Source organism: Burkholderia sp. Ac-20344 (assembly GCF_017104975.1).
Lineage (GTDB): Bacteria > Pseudomonadota > Gammaproteobacteria > Burkholderiales > Burkholderiaceae > Burkholderia.
Window position 1 is genome coordinate 1 of record NZ_JAAGPP010000009.1, and the last position, 16,765, is coordinate 16,765.

The 16,765-nt window shown below is 66.4% G+C and carries 16 protein-coding genes; 4 read left to right on the forward strand and 12 right to left on the reverse strand.

Annotation, left to right across the window (positions count from 1 at the left end; genetic code table 11):
- Positions 1 to 163 precede the first annotated feature (163 nt).
- The 8 genes from fabF to G3N64_RS04555 all read right to left on the reverse strand — a co-directional run bounded on the left by fabF (position 164) and on the right by G3N64_RS04555 (position 6,889).
- Positions 164 to 1,396, reverse strand: a complete 1,233-nt coding sequence (fabF, locus tag G3N64_RS04520) for a beta-ketoacyl-ACP synthase II (RefSeq protein WP_205782584.1) — start codon at positions 1,394 to 1,396, stop codon at positions 164 to 166.
- 167 nt (positions 1,397 to 1,563) lie between these two features.
- Positions 1,564 to 1,803 (reverse strand): acyl carrier protein, encoded by a 240-nt coding sequence (gene acpP / locus G3N64_RS04525; protein ID WP_004197638.1) that lies wholly within the window; start codon positions 1,801 to 1,803, stop codon positions 1,564 to 1,566.
- Between the two features lie 144 nt (positions 1,804 to 1,947).
- Positions 1,948 to 2,697, reverse strand: a complete 750-nt coding sequence (fabG, locus tag G3N64_RS04530) for a 3-oxoacyl-ACP reductase FabG (protein ID WP_006476504.1) — start codon at positions 2,695 to 2,697, stop codon at positions 1,948 to 1,950.
- 36 nt (positions 2,698 to 2,733) lie between these two features.
- A complete protein-coding gene (fabD, locus tag G3N64_RS04535; protein WP_205782585.1) occupies positions 2,734 to 3,666 on the reverse strand; it encodes an ACP S-malonyltransferase in 933 nt (310 codons plus the stop codon).
- Positions 3,667 to 3,749: 83 nt separating this feature from the next.
- Positions 3,750 to 4,739, reverse strand: coding sequence for a beta-ketoacyl-ACP synthase III (locus G3N64_RS04540; RefSeq protein WP_205782586.1), 990 nt, complete (start codon positions 4,737 to 4,739; stop codon positions 3,750 to 3,752).
- Entirely contained in the window at positions 4,740 to 5,846 is a 1,107-nt protein-coding gene (gene plsX, locus G3N64_RS04545) for a phosphate acyltransferase PlsX (RefSeq protein WP_205782587.1), read from the reverse strand. It lies immediately after the preceding gene.
- Between the two features lie 129 nt (positions 5,847 to 5,975).
- Entirely contained in the window at positions 5,976 to 6,155 is a 180-nt protein-coding gene (rpmF, locus tag G3N64_RS04550) for a 50S ribosomal protein L32 (protein WP_006051932.1), read from the reverse strand.
- 98 nt (positions 6,156 to 6,253) lie between these two features.
- Entirely contained in the window at positions 6,254 to 6,889 is a 636-nt protein-coding gene (locus G3N64_RS04555; RefSeq protein ID WP_205782588.1) for a DUF177 domain-containing protein, read from the reverse strand.
- 230 nt (positions 6,890 to 7,119) lie between these two features.
- Between G3N64_RS04555 and G3N64_RS04560 the strand changes: the two genes are divergently transcribed.
- Together G3N64_RS04560 and G3N64_RS04565 are read left to right on the forward strand one after the other, a co-directional pair.
- Entirely contained in the window at positions 7,120 to 7,752 is a 633-nt protein-coding gene (locus tag G3N64_RS04560; RefSeq protein WP_205782589.1) for a Maf-like protein, read from the forward strand.
- A complete protein-coding gene (locus G3N64_RS04565) occupies positions 7,749 to 8,471 on the forward strand; it encodes an SAM-dependent methyltransferase (RefSeq protein WP_011544932.1) in 723 nt (240 codons plus the stop codon). The genes G3N64_RS04560 and G3N64_RS04565 overlap by 4 nt, the downstream gene beginning before the upstream one ends.
- 63 nt (positions 8,472 to 8,534) lie before the next feature.
- On the opposite strand, the gene G3N64_RS04570 is transcribed toward G3N64_RS04565, so the two are convergent.
- From G3N64_RS04570 to G3N64_RS04585, 4 genes are read right to left on the reverse strand one after another with little or no spacing between them, the layout of a single operon-like run.
- On the reverse strand, positions 8,535 to 9,527 hold the full coding sequence (locus tag G3N64_RS04570; RefSeq protein ID WP_205782590.1) for a S49 family peptidase: 993 nt from the start codon (positions 9,525 to 9,527) through the stop codon (positions 8,535 to 8,537).
- Positions 9,528 to 9,539: 12 nt separating this feature from the next.
- Positions 9,540 to 9,941, reverse strand: a complete 402-nt coding sequence (locus tag G3N64_RS04575; protein WP_069256139.1) for a Rieske 2Fe-2S domain-containing protein — start codon at positions 9,939 to 9,941, stop codon at positions 9,540 to 9,542.
- Positions 9,938 to 10,597 (reverse strand): HAD-IA family hydrolase, encoded by a 660-nt coding sequence (locus G3N64_RS04580; protein WP_205782591.1) that lies wholly within the window; start codon positions 10,595 to 10,597, stop codon positions 9,938 to 9,940. Before G3N64_RS04580 ends, G3N64_RS04575 begins: the two co-directional genes overlap by 4 nt.
- A 5-nt stretch (positions 10,598 to 10,602) precedes the next feature.
- Positions 10,603 to 11,607 (reverse strand): RluA family pseudouridine synthase, encoded by a 1,005-nt coding sequence (locus G3N64_RS04585; RefSeq protein WP_205782592.1) that lies wholly within the window; start codon positions 11,605 to 11,607, stop codon positions 10,603 to 10,605.
- A gap of 725 nt (positions 11,608 to 12,332) precedes the next feature.
- Here G3N64_RS04585 and G3N64_RS04590 point away from each other — a divergent pair.
- A complete protein-coding gene (locus G3N64_RS04590; RefSeq protein ID WP_205782593.1) occupies positions 12,333 to 15,506 on the forward strand; it encodes an Rne/Rng family ribonuclease in 3,174 nt (1,057 codons plus the stop codon).
- Positions 15,507 to 15,635: 129 nt separating this feature from the next.
- On the forward strand, positions 15,636 to 16,748 hold the full coding sequence (gene moaA, locus G3N64_RS04595; protein WP_205782594.1) for a GTP 3',8-cyclase MoaA: 1,113 nt from the start codon (positions 15,636 to 15,638) through the stop codon (positions 16,746 to 16,748).
- Positions 16,749 to 16,765 lie beyond the last annotated feature (17 nt).

A 16,765-nucleotide genomic window follows, 5' to 3' on the forward strand; every position in this document is an offset into this window, starting at 1 on the left:
CGGCGGCAGCGCCCGCACGCGGCGCCAAGAACAGGTAGGCCGACGCGGCAGCCGACGCGACGAACGCGGCCAGCACGAGATACGACACGGCCGAGGCCCGCAACGCAAAGCGCTGCGGACGCCCGGCCGGAGCATCGAATGGACTCGTCAAGCGATTGCGGCGTCAGACGCGCTTGAACACCAGCGTGCCGTTGGTGCCGCCGAAGCCGAAGTTGTTCTTCACGGCGACGTCGATCTTCATGTCACGCGCGGTGTTCGCGCAGTAATCGAGATCGCACTCCGGGTCCTGGTTGAAGATGTTGATGGTCGGCGGCGACACGCTGTTGTGCAGCGCCAGCACCGTGAACACCGATTCGAGGCCGCCCGCGCCACCCAGCAGGTGGCCCGTCATCGACTTCGTCGAGTTCACGACGAGCTTGTACGCATGCTCGCCGAAGGCCGCCTTCACCGCGTCGGACTCGTTCTTGTCGCCCAGCGGCGTCGACGTGCCGTGCGCGTTCAGGTACTGGACCTCGTCGGCATTCACGCCGGCGTCGCGCAGTGCCGCGACCATGCAGCGGCGCGGGCCGTCCATGTTCGGCGCGGTCATGTGGTACGCGTCGCCCGTCATGCCGAAGCCCGAGACTTCCGCGTAGATCTTCGCGCCGCGGGCCTTCGCCGCTTCGTACTCCTCGAGCACCATCACGCCGGCGCCCTCGCCCAGCACGAAGCCGTCGCGGTCCTTGTCCCACGGACGGGATGCGGTGGCCGGATCGTCGTTGCGGGTCGACAGCGCACGCGCTGCCGCGAAACCGCCGATGCCGAGCGGCGACACCGTCGATTCGGCACCGCCCGCGACCATCACGTCGGCATCGCCGGCCTGGATCAGGCGCGCCGCGAGGCCGATGCTGTGCAGGCCGGTCGTGCAGGCCGTGACGGCGGCAAGGTTCGGGCCCTTCAGGCCGAACATGATGCTCAGGTGACCCGAGATCATGTTGATGATCGAACCCGGCACGAAGAACGGCGAAATCCGGCGCGCGCCGCGATCGACGTAGGTCTGGTGCGTATCTTCGATCATCGGCAGGCCGCCGATGCCGGAACCGACCAGCACGCCGATGCGTTCCGCATTGGCTTCGTTCACTTCCAGCCCGCTGTCCCGGATGGCCTGGACACCGGCGGCGATGCCGTAATGGATAAACGTATCCATGTTCCGGGCCTCCTTCGCCGGGATGTACTCCTCGGCGCTGAAACCCTTCACTTCGCCCGCGAAATGGCAGGCGAGGTTCGACGCATCGAACTTCGCGACGGTGGCAATACCGGACTTGCCGGCGACGAGATTGGCCCAGCCGTCGGCAACATTATTGCCAACAGGCGAAATCAGCCCCAGGCCTGTAACAACAACACGACGGCGGCTCACGGTAACCTCTTTTCCATTATTGGATGACAAAAGCAAAAGCCACAGTGGCCACAGGAACCAGCCCTGCGAGCCCTGTGGCTGTTAGTCCGTCCGGCGCGAAGCCGGCAGGATGGCGCGTCAATCGCGAAGATCGCGGCGACGTGGCGGACAAGCGCGAAAGGCGCTCGTTACGCCTTGACGTTTGCGCGAGCGTAATCGATCGCTTGCTGAACGGTCGTGATCTTCTCTGCTTCTTCGTCCGGGATTTCCATGCCGAACTCGTCTTCCAGAGCCATCACCAGTTCGACGGTGTCGAGCGAGTCGGCGCCCAGGTCGTTCACGAACGAAGCTTCGTTCTTGATCTCGGCTTCCGCGACGCCCAGTTGTTCAGCGACGATCTTCTTGACACGTTGTTCGATGTTGTCCATTACCCCTCCGAGGGAAAGTTCAGATTTACAAGTGCGCGCATTTTATCAGGTTTGCTGACGCCAAAACGCACGTTGGCTTGATGGTCGATCAAGCGCCGATCCGCCTGAAAAACGGGATACGGCGCGGATGGTAAACGAAAATCGTTACGACATGTACATGCCGCCGTTCACGTGCAGCGTCGTACCGGTGATGTAACCGGCCTGCGGCGATGCAAGGAACGCGACGGCATGGGCGATGTCTTCCGGGCTGCCGAGGCGGCCGAGCGGAATCTGGGTCTTGAGCGCGGCCTGCTGTTCTTCCGGCAGCGTCTTCGTCATGTCGGTGTCGATGAAGCCCGGCGCCACGCAGTTCACGGTGATACCGCGGCTGCCGATTTCGCGCGCGAGCGCACGCGTCATGCCCGCCACGCCGGCCTTTGCGGCCGCGTAGTTGACCTGGCCGGGATTGCCGGCCGAGCCGACCACCGACGTGATGTTGATGATGCGGCCGCCGCGTGCCTTCATCATCGGGCGCAGCACCGCGCGCGACAGACGGAACACCGACTTCAGGTTGGTGTCGATCACCGCGTCCCAGTCCTCGTCCTTCATCCGCATCGCGAGCTGGTCCTGCGTGATGCCCGCGTTGTTGACGAGCACGTTCAGCGCGCCGAATTCCTTCACGGTCGCGTCGATCAGCGCCTCGGCGGCTGCCGCGTCGTTGACGTTCAGCACCGCGCCGCGGCCCGTGACGCCCGCTTCCGCGAACGCCGCGGTGATCGCGGCGGCGCCCGATTCGCTCGTCGCCGTGCCGATCACCGTCGCGCCCAGGCGCGCGAGTTCGAGCGCGATCGAACGGCCGATGCCGCGCGACGCGCCGGTGACGATCGCAACCTGTTTATCGAGAGTCTTGTCCATGAATCGAATATCCGTCTCTTGGGAAAAGGCGCCGCGTCAGGCGGTCACCAGCTTGAGCGCTTCGTCGAGCGACGCCGGATCGAACACCGACGCACCCGTCAGGTTGCCGTCGATGCGCTTCGTCAGGCCGGCGAGCACCTTGCCCGGACCGCATTCGATCACGTGCGTGACGCCCGTGCCGGCGATGTGCTGCACGCACTCGACCCAGCGCACCGGGCCTGCGGCCTGGCGCACCAGCGCATCCTTGATCGCAGCCGGATCGCTGACCACGGCGACGTCGATGTTGTTGACGACCGGAATCTGCGGCGCCTTGACGTCGACGTTCGCAAGATAGTCGCGCAGCTGGTCCGACGCCGGCTTCAGCAGCGACGAATGGAACGGCGCCGAAACCGGCAGCGGCAGCGCGCGCTTCGCACCCTTCGCCTTCGCGATCTCGCAGGCCTTTTCGACCGCGGCCTTGTTGCCTGCGATAACGACCTGTGCGGGTGCATTGAAGTTCACGGCTTCGACGACGCCTGCTTCCGCGGCTTCGGCGCATACGGCGCGCACCGTGTCGTCATCGAGGCCCAGGATCGCGGCCATGCCGCCCTGGCCCACCGGCACGGCGGTCTGCATCGCCTGAGCGCGGAAGCGCACGAGCGGCACCGCGTCCTTGAACGCGAGCGCGCCGGCCGCGACGAGCGCCGTGTATTCACCGAGGCTGTGGCCGGCGACGATCGACGGCGCCGGGCCGCCTGCCTGCTGCCACGCGCGGTAGCACGCATAGGCTGCGGTCAGCATCACGGGCTGCGTGTTGGTGGTGAGACTCAGCTCTTCGGCCGGGCCTTCGGCGATCAGCTTGCCGAGATCCTGATTGAGTGCATCGGACGCTTCCTGGAGCGTCTCGCGCACGACGGCCAGATCGGCGAATGCGTTGAGCATGCCGACCGCCTGCGAGCCCTGCCCCGGAAATACGAATGCAAATTTCATATCGTCCCCAATTGAATCGATTCGGACGGCGCGCACGAACGGCGCGCCGGCGGGATCCGCGCGCGGCAGTTGCGCGCCGCGGATCAGTAGCGGAAGACCGACGCGCCCCAGGTGAAGCCGCCACCAACGCCTTCGATCAGCACGTGCTGGCCACGCTGGATGCGACCGTCGCGCACCGCGGTGTCGAGCGCCAGCGGGATCGACGCAGCCGACGTATTGCCGTGCTGGTCGACCGTCACGACCATGCGCTCCTGCGGCAGGCCGAGCTTGCGGCAGGTGCTGGTCATGATGCGGATGTTGGCCTGGTGCGGAATCAGCCAGTCGATCTGCTCGGGCGCGAGATTCGCCTTCGCGAGCGCCTCGATCGCGACCTTCTCGAGCACGTTGACCGCGAGCTTGAACACGGCCTGCCCGTCCATGTACAGGAACGCGCTGCCTTCGATCACGCCGCGATTGACGTTGCCCGGGGTGCAGAGGATATGCGAATAGCTGCCGTCCGCGTGCAGCGCGCTGCCGAGCACGCCCGGCTCTTCCGACGCGGACAGGATCACCGCGCCCGCGCCGTCGCCGAACAACACGCAGGTCGTCCGGTCCTTGAAGTCCAGAATGCGCGAGAACGTCTCCGCGCCGACCACGAGCGCGGTGCGGTGCTGGCCGCTGCGGATGAAGCTGTCGGCCGTCGCCATCGCGTATGCGAAGCCCGAACACACGGCCTGCACGTCGAATGCCGCGCCGCCGTTCTTGATGCCGAGCTTGTTCTGCAGCAGGCACGCGGTGCTCGGGAACACGAAATCGGGGGTCGAAGTCGCGACGATGATCAGGTCGATCGACTGCGGATCGATGCCGGCGGCTTCGATCGCGCGACGCGACGCCTCGAGCGCGAGGTCGCTGGTCGTGACGTCCGGTGCGGCGAAATGGCGCGCATGGATGCCCGTGCGCGCAACGATCCATTCATCGCTCGTCTCGATGCCTTCCTGCGCGAGACGATCGGTCAACTGCTGGTTCGTGACGCGGTCAGGCGGCAGGTAGCTGCCCGTGCCGAGCACGCGGGAATAGAGAGTCGATTGGGCCATTTATGCTTTAGAGGATTGCGCAGCGGAAGGTTCGGCGTGATGGCCTGCGGCAGGGCTTGCATGGCCCGCGCCGCCCGCGTCGTGTTCGCCTTCGCCGAGCGACACTGAATTATCCGCCATCGCGCGCGCGAGGCGCTCCAGCACGCCGTTTTTGACGGCATCATACCCGCGTTTGATCGCCCACTCAAACGCGTAGGCGTCGGCCGAACCGTGGCTCTTGATCACGAGGCTCTTCAGCCCCAGCAGCGCCGCGCCGTTGTACTGGCGGTGGTCGACGCGCTTCTTGAAACGAATCAGGACAGGCGCCGCGAGCAGCGCCATCAGCTTCGACATCAGCGAACGGCCGAACTCCTCGCGGATGATGTCTGCCAGCATTTGCGCGAGCCCCTCGGACGTCTTCAGCGCGACGTTGCCGACGAAGCCGTCGCACACGATCACGTCGACCGTGCCCTTATAGATGTCGTTGCCTTCCACGTTGCCGCGGAAATTGAGCGTGCTGGCGCGCAGCAGTTCACCTGCGCGCTTGATCGTCTCGTTGCCCTTGATCATCTCTTCGCCGATGTTCAGCAGGCCGATCGTCGGGCGCTCCTTGCCTTCGAGCGCGGCCACGAGCGCGTGCCCCATCTCCGCGAACTGCAGCAGGTGCTGCGGCTCGCAGTCGACGTTCGCACCGAGGTCCAGCATCATCGTGTAGCCGGTCGGGTTCGGCAGCGCGAACGCGATCGCAGGCCGCTCGATGCCGGGCAGCGTCTTGAGTACGTAACGGGAAACGGCCATCAGCGCGCCGGTATTGCCGGCGGAGATACAGGCCTGCGCCTCGCCCTCCTTGACGCGGTTGAGCGCGACGCGCATCGAAGAATCCTTCTTCTTGCGCAGCGCCACTTCGACAGGGTCGTCCATCGCCACGACTTCGGTGGCGGGAACGATGGTCAGCGCGGGATCGTCGAGAGCTTTCAGCTTCTTCAGCTGAGCGCGGATCGCGCTTTCGATGCCGACGAGCATCAGGTGCGCATCGGGATGCGCGCGGACGAACTTGACTGCCGCGGGAACGGTCACGGACGGGCCGTGGTCGCCTCCCATGCAATCGATTGTGAGCTTTACGGTCATGGAATGCGACGAATTTCAGGCACAAAAAAGCGGCAGTTGAATGCCGCCTTCTTGTTGAGCCAGGAAAGTGTCAAGCGAACCAGTTGTCACGCGAACGGCAAGCGTAGCGCGCAACGCGTGACTTGACGCTTAGTCGTTCTTCGTCTTGACGACTTTCTTGCCGCGGTAGTAGCCGTTCGGGCTGACGTGGTGACGCAGATGCACTTCACCCGTGCTCGGCTCGACTGCCAGCGGCGCTGCCGTCAGGAAATCGTGCGAACGATGCATGCCGCGCTTCGACGGCGACTTCTTGTTTTGCTGGACTGCCATGACTAACTCCTAAATAATTTTCCGGATTCTAACACAGCCCGATCCGGCGCTTAACTACCCTGGCCCAAAGCCTTTACGCCTTCCCGCGCCACAACTGCTTAGTGTTTCTTGGTGCCGTCACCGTCCTTCTTCAACGCTTCCAGCGCTGCGAACGGATTCGGCCGTTTGCCTTCGTCCCCGGCTTCGTCGGACTCTTCGTCCGCCTCTTCCTCGGGACCGCTCGCACCCGACACGAGGCTTTCGTGAACTGCCGGGCAAACCTCGTGCTTGGGCACGAGCGGCAACGAAAGCAGCAATTCCTCTTCGATCAAGTCGACGAGATCGAACTGGCGTGAGCCCACGATCACATCGGCTTCATCGTCGTCGAGCGGAAATTCTTCAGCTTCTTCTTCGGTCGCGACGACCCGGTACGTCATGTCGACGTCGAACGTCTGGTCGTACGGGGTCATGCAGCGCTGGCACGTGAGCCACGCATGGCCGTGCACCGCAAGGCGCAGATACGGCTGCTGCCCGTCGGCGCCATCGTCCTGCAATTCCTTCTGGGTGAACCCTTCCGCCTGCCATGTGAAGACCGTGTCGCGATCGGGCGCGTCCGCGGGCACTTCGTTTAACATGCGCGGCAGTTGCGAGAGGCGCACCGCCCCTGCTGCCTGCCGCCCGCTGCGGGCGAACTCGAACAGGTCGATCGCGTGCGGATCAAGCGCCGCCGCAGGTTTGCCAGAAGAAGTGTTCATGTGCGCTCCTGCCTACAGGCTGACTTGCGGATCCGGCTTGGTACCGCTCGCGTACGGCTCATCCGCAGATGACGTACTTTACTTCCGAAGACCCGGCAGGCACCACTACAACGGAAGCCTGCCGACGAAAAGCGGGAAAGCATACCTGTTTTACCTTTTGCGGTCAATCACTTAAGCTTGCGTCCGCGCCACGCTGCGCAATACCCGACGACTCACCGATCCAACCGACCATGCCGGATACCGTTTGCCGCCCGCCGCGGCTGATTCTTGCCTCCAGTTCACGCTACCGCCGCGCGCTCCTCGAGCGCCTCGGCATCTCCTTCGACGTCGTGTCACCCGACCTCGACGAAACCCCGCACGACGGCGAAACGCCGGCCGCGACCGCCCTGCGCCTCGCCGGCGCGAAAGCGCGCGCCGTCGCCGCGACGATCGACGCGCCAGACGGCGTGCTCGTGATCGGGTCGGACCAGGTCGCGACCTTCGACGGGCTCCAGATCGGCAAGCCCGGCTCACATGAGCGCGCGCTCGCGCAACTCGTGTCGATGCAGGGCCGCGAAGTCGAATTCCACAGCGCGCTCTGCCTGTACGACAGCCGCACGGGCGAAGCGCAGGTCGAGGACATCGTCACGCGCGTGCGCTTCCGCTCGCTGCCCGAAGCCGAACTCGACGCGTACCTGCGCGCGGAAACGCCTTACGACGTCGCCGGCAGCGCGAAGTCCGAAGGGCTCGGCATCGCACTGCTCGACGCGATCGACTCGAACGACCCGACGGCGCTCGTCGGCCTGCCGCTGATCGCGCTCACGCGCATGTTGCGCGCCGCAGAATATCCGCTCTTTGCAACCACCCGTGGAGACCGCGCATGACCGCCGGCACGCTTTATCTCGTTCCGAACACACTCGGCGAAGGCGACGAATCGATGCTCGCGGCCGTACTGCCCGCAGCCGTGCAGGCGCGCGCCGGCACGCTCGGCTATTACATCGGCGAGAACGCGAAGACGACGCGCGCGTTTCTGAAGAAGATCGGCACGACCCGCCCGATCCAGGAAATCGAGATCAGCGAGCTCAACGTCAATACACCGGCCGGCGCAATCGACCGGCTCCTCGCGCCCGTGCTGGCCGGTGCCGACGCCGGCCTCGTGTCCGAAGCCGGCTGCCCGGCCGTCGCCGACCCCGGCGCATTACTGGTGCGCCGCGCGCACGAGCGCGGCGTAAAGGTCGTGCCGCTCGTCGGGCCGAGCTCGATCCTGCTCGCGCTGATGGCATCGGGCCTGAACGGCCAGAGCTTCGCGTTCAACGGCTACCTGCCGGTCGACGCGGCCGCGCGCGCGAAACGCCTGCGCGAACTCGAGCAACTGTCACGCAAGGCGCGCCAGACGCAGATCTTCATCGAAACGCCGTACCGGAATCACGCGATGCTCGACACGCTCGTCGCGACTTGCGCACCGTCGACGCAGATCTGCGTCGCGGCCGACCTGACCCTCGCGACCGAGACGATCGCGAGCCGCACCGTGGCGGACTGGAAAAAGGCGCCTGCGCCGAATCTGCACAAGCGCCCTGCGATCTTCCTGCTGCTGGCCAACTGAAGCCTCTCGGCAGGCGGACTGCCCAAGCGACCGGCGGGCCATCGCGGCCCCGCCCGCTTCCTGTCAGCGCAAGCTGACCGACGCGCCGCCGGCCGTCAGCGCCTTCATCGCGGCGCCGCCGACGGCCGCGCCGAACTTGCGCGCGACACGGTTCGTCAGGCTTTCCTTCACCGTATAGTCGACGAGATCGGGCGCCTTCAGCACGTCGCGCGCGACCGTGTCGGTCGTGCCGTAGCCGTCTGCAAGCCCGAGCTCGACGCTCTTCTCGCCGGTCCAGAACAGGCCCGAGAACATGTCGGGCGTCTCGTGCAGCCGCTTGCCGCGACCATCCTTCACGGCCTTGATGAACTGCGCGTGCACCTGGTCGAGCAATGCCTGCGCATGCGCGTCCATCTTCTGCGTTTCCGGCGAGAACGGATCGTAGAAGCCCTTGTTTTCACCCGATGTATGCAGGCGCCGCTCGACGCCGAGCTTGCCCATCAGGCCGGTGAAGCCGAAACCGTCCATCAGCACGCCGATCGACCCGACGATGCTCGCCTTGTCGACGAAGATCTTGTCGGCCGCGGCCGCGATGTAATAGCCGCCCGACGCGCACATGTCGGTCACGACGACGTACAGCGGCTTGTCCGGATGTTTCGCGCGCAGCCGCCGGATCTCGTCGTAGACCATCCCGGCCTGCACCGGGCTGCCGCCCGGGCTGTTGATCCGCAGCACGACGCCGGCCGTGCCGTCGTCGTCGAACGCGGCGTCGAGCGCCGTGTTGATGTCGTCGGCGTTCGCGTTGACGCCGGCCGCGATCTCGCCGTCGATCGTCACGAGTGCCGTATGCCGCCCGCTCGACGAGAACTTCGAATCGCTCGAGAAATCGATCAGCGCGAACGCAAACAGCACGGACACGCCGAGGAACGCGAAGCGGAAGAAGATCTTCCAGCGCCGCGCCGCGCGCTGCTCCTTGACGGCCGCGAGCGCGATCCGCTCGAGCGCCGCACGCTCCCAGTTCGGCTCACGGCTGTCGGGACGGGAGGAGGAATCCGGGGAATTCGGTTGGTCGGCCATGCAATATTGTCGTTAGTCGGTCGTGGCGGAAACGGCGGGACGCAGGTCGGCGTCGGGCACCCAGAATACCGCACGCCCGTCGGACGTGTCGCGCTCGTCGACCTCGACCGGCCGCAGGCGGCCGCCACGGCACGGGCCGCCGACGCATTTGCCGGTGTTCGGCTCGTAGATCGCGCCATGCGTCGCGCACATCAGGTAGAGGCCCGACGATTCGAAGAACTGCCCTTCGGCCCAGTCGAGCTCCATCGGCACATGCGCGCAGCGGTTCAGGTAACCGTATGCGCGGCCTTCGTAGCGCACGAAGAACACGACGGCCTGCTCGCCGCGCAGCGTCGCGTCGACGCGCACGCCGGCGCCGCCGTCCGCCAGCGCATCCGATGCGCACACGCGCACGGCGTCCGGCGCCGCGCTCATGCGTACTCCCGCAGCCACGCGGCCAGTGCGCCGACGTCCGGCGCGACGAAGCGCGGCGTGAGCGCAGCCAGCGCATCGGCCGTGTGCGCACCGTACGCGACGCCGACGCCGGCCGCCCCGGCACTCGCGGCCATCTGCAGGTCGTGCGTCGTGTCGCCGATCATTACTGTGCGCGACAGGTCCTGCCCCAATTCCCGGGACAGCTCCTGCAGCATCGCCGGATGGGGTTTCGAGAAGGTCTCGTCTGCACAGCGCGTCGCATCGAACTGGCTCGTCAGCTTCGACTGGTCGAGCACGCGGTTCAGCCCGACCCGCCCCTTGCCGGTTGCAACGGCGAGCAGATAGCCCGTATCGCGCAGTTCGGCGAGCAGTTCGCGCACGCCGGCGAACAGCTCGATGCGCTGGTCGTCGAGCAGATAGTGATAGCGGTAGCGCTCGGCGAGCCGCGAATAGTCGGACGGATCGAGGGTCGGAGCCGTAATCTGCAGCGCATCGCGCAGGCCGAGGCCGATCACGTAGCGCGACGCCTCGTCGGACGGCGTAGGCAGGCCGAGATCGCGGCATGCGGCCTGGATGCTGTGCGCGATATGCGCAGTCGAATCCATCAGCGTGCCGTCCCAGTCGAAGACGATCAGGTCAAATTGCTGTCGAGCCATGCGGTTCAGGCGGTATCGCGCAGTGCGCTGAGTTGGTCGAGGAAGCGCCGGCATTCGTCCGGCAGCGGCGCATCGAACTGCAGTGCCTCGCCGGTCAGCGGGTGGGCGAGCCGCAGCCGGTACGCATGCAGGAACATCCGTTTCAACGACGGCTGCGCATTCGCGCGCGCCAGCGCCTTGTTCAGTGCGAAATCGCCATACTTGGCGTCGCCGGCGATCGGCAGGCCGAGATGCGCGAGGTGTACACGGATCTGATGGGTCCGACCCGTTTTGAGTTCCGCTTCGACGAGCGCGTACTCGGGCCAGCGGTCGACGAGGTTGAACACCGTATGCGACGGCAGCCCGTCGTCCTGCACGCGCACGCGGCGCTCGCCTTCCGGGGTCGAATACTTGAACAGCGGCGCCTTCACCGCACGGCGGCGGCCCCAGTCGGGTTGCCATTCGCCGTGGACGCACGCGAAGTAGCGCTTGTCCATCTTGTTCTCGCGAATCTGTTCGTGCAGGCCCACGAGCGCCGTGCGCTTCTTTGCGAGCATCAGGATCCCGGACGTCTCGCGGTCGAGCCGGTGCACGAGCTCGAGGAATTTCGCGCGCGGGCGCGCCTGGCGCATCTGCTCGATCACGCCGAACGCGACACCGCTGCCGCCGTGGACGGCGACCCCGGCCGGCTTGTCGATGACGAGCATCGCGTCGTCCTCGAACAGCACGTTGAAATTCGCGGGCGGCACGACGGGCGTGTCGGCGCGCGCGAGGTCCGCCGCCGCCACGCGCACGGGCGGCACGCGGACGACGTCGCCATGGGCAAGCCGATACTGCGCGTCGACCCGCCCCTTGTTGACGCGCACTTCGCCGCTGCGGAGGATCCGGTAAATATGGCTTTTCGGCACGCCTTTACAGACGCGCAACAGGAAGTTATCGATTCGCTGACCGGCCGAGTTTTCGTCGATCTCGATCATCGATACCTGGCCGCTTGCGACCGAATTCTGGGATATTTTGCCTAACTCGTTCATACTGAATATAATTTTGCCCAGCCTGACGTTGCGGGCGGCCTCACCGGCCGGCCCGGACTGAGCGGGCAAGGCGCAAGCGCAAACCGTTATTTTACTTGCGCCGGGGGTCTGCTGCTCGCCCCTAATCAAAGAGATGCAGCAAGTTGCACGCACGGCGCCGCCCGTCGGCAAGGATCGCGCCCACAGGCGGATTCGGTCGGCAAGGCGCCGCGGTAACGGAAAGTTGGTTGAAAAGAATTTGATCGGCAGCCCGACGGCGCGAAGTGCGTCCGCGCAGGCTGCCGGTTGCGAAAATTACGGCGTTGCGCCCGATTTGGCTCCGCGAAGCGTGCGGGGCCTGGCGACGTCAAACCAGGGAAGTACACCCCAGGCGGGAAAGTCGGGCTGGATTCGATACTCCCCGCTGCGGCCCAAGCCGCAGCATCTGCCGCCCGTTGGCACGCGCGACGCATGACGACGCGCCCCGCGGCAGTGCCCGGCCTCAGGCTTAGCGCGCTCTGACAGCGTGCGGTGTGTGGACGCCGTGCTTTGAAGCCGTGTTCGCAGGTGCCCTATGGCCGCCGGCCCCGTCTTTCGGGCCCAAGCGCCTCTTCAGGCAATTCTCCCCGCCATCGTTCCCGCTCCAGCGTGCTTGTGACAACACAACAAGGCGCGGCCTGCCGTCGTTCCCGCCCTCGCGACTGACAACCGCGAGGCGCCGCCAGCAGAGCCGCCTGGAGTCGTTCATGAAACGCATGCTGTTCAATGCGACGCAGCAGGAGGAGCTGCGCGTCGCCATCGTCGATGGGCAGAAGCTCATCGACATCGACATCGAGACAGCCGGGCGCGAACAGCGCAAAGGCAATATCTACAAAGGTGTCATCACCCGTATCGAGCCGTCGCTCGAAGCGTGCTTCGTCAACTACGGCGAAGACCGCCACGGCTTCCTGCCGTTCAAGGAAGTCGCCCGCCAGTACTTCAAGGAAGGCATCGACATGCGCTCCGCGCGCATCCAGGATGCCCTGCGCGAAGGCCAGGAGCTGATCGTCCAGGTCGAGAAGGAGGAGCGTGGCAACAAGGGCGCCGCCCTCACCACCTTCATCTCGCTCGCCGGCCGTTACCTGGTGCTGATGCCGAACAACCCGCGCGGCGGCGGCGTGTCGCGCCGGATCGAAGGCGACGAGCGCCAGGAACTGCGCGAGACGATGGCGCAACTGCAGATCCCGGACGGCATGAGCATGATTGCCCGTACCGCGGGCATCGGCCGCAGCGCCGAGGAACTGCAGTGGGACCTGAACTACCTGCTGCAACTGTGGCGCGCGATCGAAGCGGCGTCGCAAAGCGGCAACGCCGGCCAGCCGATGCTGATCTACCTGGAATCGAGCCTCGTGATCCGCGCGATCCGGGACTATTTCCAGCCCGATATCGGCGAAATCCTGATCGATACGAACGAAATCCACGATCAGGCCCGCGCATTCATGGATATCGTGATGCCGGACAACGTCGCGAAGGTAAAGCGCTACCACGACGACGTGCCCCTCTTCTCCCGCTTCCAGATCGAGCACCAGATCGAGACTGCGTACTCGCGCACGGTGCCGCTGCCGTCGGGCGGCGCGATCGTGATCGACCACACCGAAGCGCTCGTCGCAATCGACGTGAACTCGGCGCGCGCGACCAAGGGTGCGGACATCGAGGAAACGGCGACCCGCACGAACCTCGAAGCAGCCGACGAAGTGGCCCGTCAGCTCCGCCTGCGCGACCTCGGCGGCCTGATCGTGATCGATTTCATCGACATGGAATCGGCGAAGAGCCAGCGTGAAGTCGAGCAGCGCCTGAAAGACGCGCTCAAGCATGACCGCGCGCGCGTCCAGATGGGCAAGATCTCCCGTTTCGGCCTGATGGAACTGTCGCGTCAGCGCCTGCGTCCGGCCCTGTCGGAAGGCAGCCACGTGACCTGCCCGCGTTGTAACGGCACCGGTCACATCCGCGACACCGAATCGTCCGCGCTGCAGGTCCTGCGGATCATTCAGGAAGAAGCAATGAAGGAAAACACCGCGGCGATCCACTGCCAGGTGCCGGTCGAGGTGACCGCCTTCCTGCTCAACGAAAAGCGTCAGGAAATCAACAAGATCGAGTCGCGCTTCAAGGTCGGCATCGTGCTGATCCCGAACAAGCACCTCGATACGCCGCACTACAAGCTCGAGCGCCTGCGCCACGACGACGCCCGTCTCGACGATCCGCGTGCGTCCTGGAAGATGGCCGAGGAAGCGGCCCGCGAACTCGAGTCGGAAACCGGCTACAGCAAGCGCGCAGCGGAAGTGAAGCCGAAGCAGGAAGCCGCGGTCAAGGGCATCACGCCCGAGCGTCCGGCACCGAGCCCGGCACCGCAGCGCCCGGTCGAACCCGTTGTCGCACCCGCGCCTGTCGCACCGGCAAGCGGCGGTTTCATCGGCTGGCTGAAGGGCCTGTTCGGCGTGTCGCCGGCGCCGGCGCCCGCACCGGTTGCTCCGGCACCGGCGAAGGAGCAGGCAGCCCGTCCGGCTCGCGGCGAACGCACCGAGAAGTCCGAGCAACGCGGCGAACGCGGCGGCGATCGTAACCGCAACCGTCGCGGCGGCGCCCAGCAGGCACAAGGCGGTCGCGACCAGGCAGCAGCAGGCCGTGGCCAGCCGCAACGCCAGGAACGCGAAGGCAAGGAAGCACGCGAACCGCGTGAGGCTCGTGAGCCGCGTGAAGGCCGCGAACCGCGCGAGGGTCGTGAACCGCGCGAGGGTCGTGAACCGCGTGAGGGCCGTGAACCGCGTGAAGGTCGCGAGAACCGAGAAGGCCGTGAGGGTCGCGAGGGCCGTGGCCCGCGCGAAGGCCGCGAGCCGCGTGAAAGCCGTGAGCCGCGCGAACCGCGTGAGAACCGCGAACCGCGCGAGCGTGCCGAGCAGCCGGAAGGCGTCGAAGCAGCCGGTCGCGGCGAGCGCCAGGAACGCGGCGAACGGCGCGAGCGCGGCGAGCGCCGCAAGCCGACCCAGCATGCGGCTACGCTCGAAACCGTCACCCGTGGTGAAACCCATCCGGAACCGGAAGCCGAAAAGGACGTCGCAGAAGCCCTGCCCGGCGCCGAACTGGCAACCGATGCGGAAGCCGGCGCACGTGACGGCGAGGAACGTCGCCGTCGCCGCCGCGGTCGTCGCGGCGGTCGTCGCGAGCGCGAGGAAGACGGCGCAGGCGTCGACCACGCCGAGCAAGACGCCGAGGGTGAAGTCACCCTGCAAGCCGTGACGCCGGAAGCACCGGCTGCTGCCGAACCGGCAGTCGTCGTGGCCGCGGCTGCGGCAAGCGCCGCCGTCGTCGAAGCAGCGGTCGAGCACCATGCTGCCCTGGTCGCACCGGCCGCAGTCGAGCCGCAACCGGCACCGGTTCACGTCGAAGCAGCTCCGGCCGCTCCGGTCGAGCCCGCGGTTGTCGCCCACGCAGCAGAACCGGCACCGGTCGCACCGGCCGTCGATACGGAAGCCGGCCCGGCTCCGGTCGCGGTTTCGCCGACCGACGCGTTCGAAGTGCCGGTAGCGCCTGCCGCTGTCGAGGCACCGCAGCCTGCCGTCGTCGAGCAAGCCGCACCGGCCGTGACGACCGAAGCCGCTCCGGTGGCTGTCGAGCCGGCCCATGTCGAAGCAGCGCCGGTCGAGGCCGTCGCAGCACCGGCACCAGCTCCCGCACAACCGGCCGCCGCGCCCGCTTCGGCGAGCCTGGATGTCGTGCTGGAGCAAGCCGGTCTCGTCTGGGTGAACACGGACGCCGGCAAGTTCGCTGCTGCGCAGGAAGCCGCGTCGCAACTCCCGCGCCCGGCCCGCGTGCCGCGCGAACGCAAGGTGCTGCCGCCGGCCGATACGGCCCCGATGCAGCAGGTCGAAACGACGCACCACTAAGTCGCATCGACTGACCAGGAAAAGCCCGCCTCCGGCGGGCTTTTTCATGTTCGCGCTGCGGGTTTCCGCCCACCGGACCGGCCGGCCGCTTGCGGCTAAAATAGAGGCCTGGTTCGCACTTCTTTCAACATGTCCCGACGCATCATTCCTCTCGCCGACGTCAGCGGGATGCCGGACGTCTCCGGCGTCGCGCACGCCCCGGACGGCACACTGGCCGACACGTTCGCCAGGCCGCTTCGCGACCTGCGCATTTCGGTGACGGATCGCTGCAACTTCCGCTGCGTGTATTGCATGCCGCGCGCCGTATTCGACAAGGACTACCCGTTCCTGCCGCACAGCGCGCTGCTCACGCACGAGGAAATCGAACGCGTGGCGCGACTCTTTGTCGCACACGGCGTCGAGAAGATCCGCATCACGGGCGGCGAGCCGCTGCTGCGCAAGAATCTCGAGTTCCTGATCGAGCGCCTCGCACGCCTGACCACGCATGACGGCCGCCCGCTCGACCTGACGCTCACGACCAACGGTTCGCTGCTCGCGCGCAAGGCGCGCGCGCTGAAGGACGCCGGGCTCACGCGCGTGACGGTCAGCCTCGACGCGCTCGACGATACGTTGTTCAAGCGCATGAACGATGCCGAGTTCGCGAGCGCCGACGTGCTCGACGGCATCTTCGCCGCCCAGGCCGCGGGCCTCGCGCCGGTCAAGGTCAACATGGTCGTGAAGCGCGGCACCAACGACAGCGAGATCCTGCCGATGGCCGAGCGTTTCCGCGGCACCGGCGTGATCCTGCGCTTCATCGAATACATGGACGTCGGCACGTCGAACGGCTGGAACATGACCGAGGTACTGCCATCGGCGGACGTTATCGCACGGATCGCCGAACACTTCCCGCTCGTGCCGCTCGAGCCGCACACGGCGGCGGAAACCGCGCAGCGCTGGAGCTATGCGGACGGCAGCGGCGAGATCGGCGTGATTTCGAGCGTCACGCAGGCCTTCTGCGGCGACTGCACGCGCGCGCGGCTGTCGACCGAAGGCAAGCTGTACCTGTGCCTGTTCGCGTCGACGGGCCACGACCTGCGCGCGCTCGTGCGCGGCGGCGCGAGCGACGCCGAGATTGCGACCGCGATCGCCCGCATCTGGCAGGCCCGCACCGACCGTTATTCGCAACTGCGCGGCAGCGCGTCTGCCGACGCCTTGCCCGACGGCGGCGGAAAACGGGTCGAGATGTCATATATCGGCGGCTGACGCGCGCTGCCCTTCCC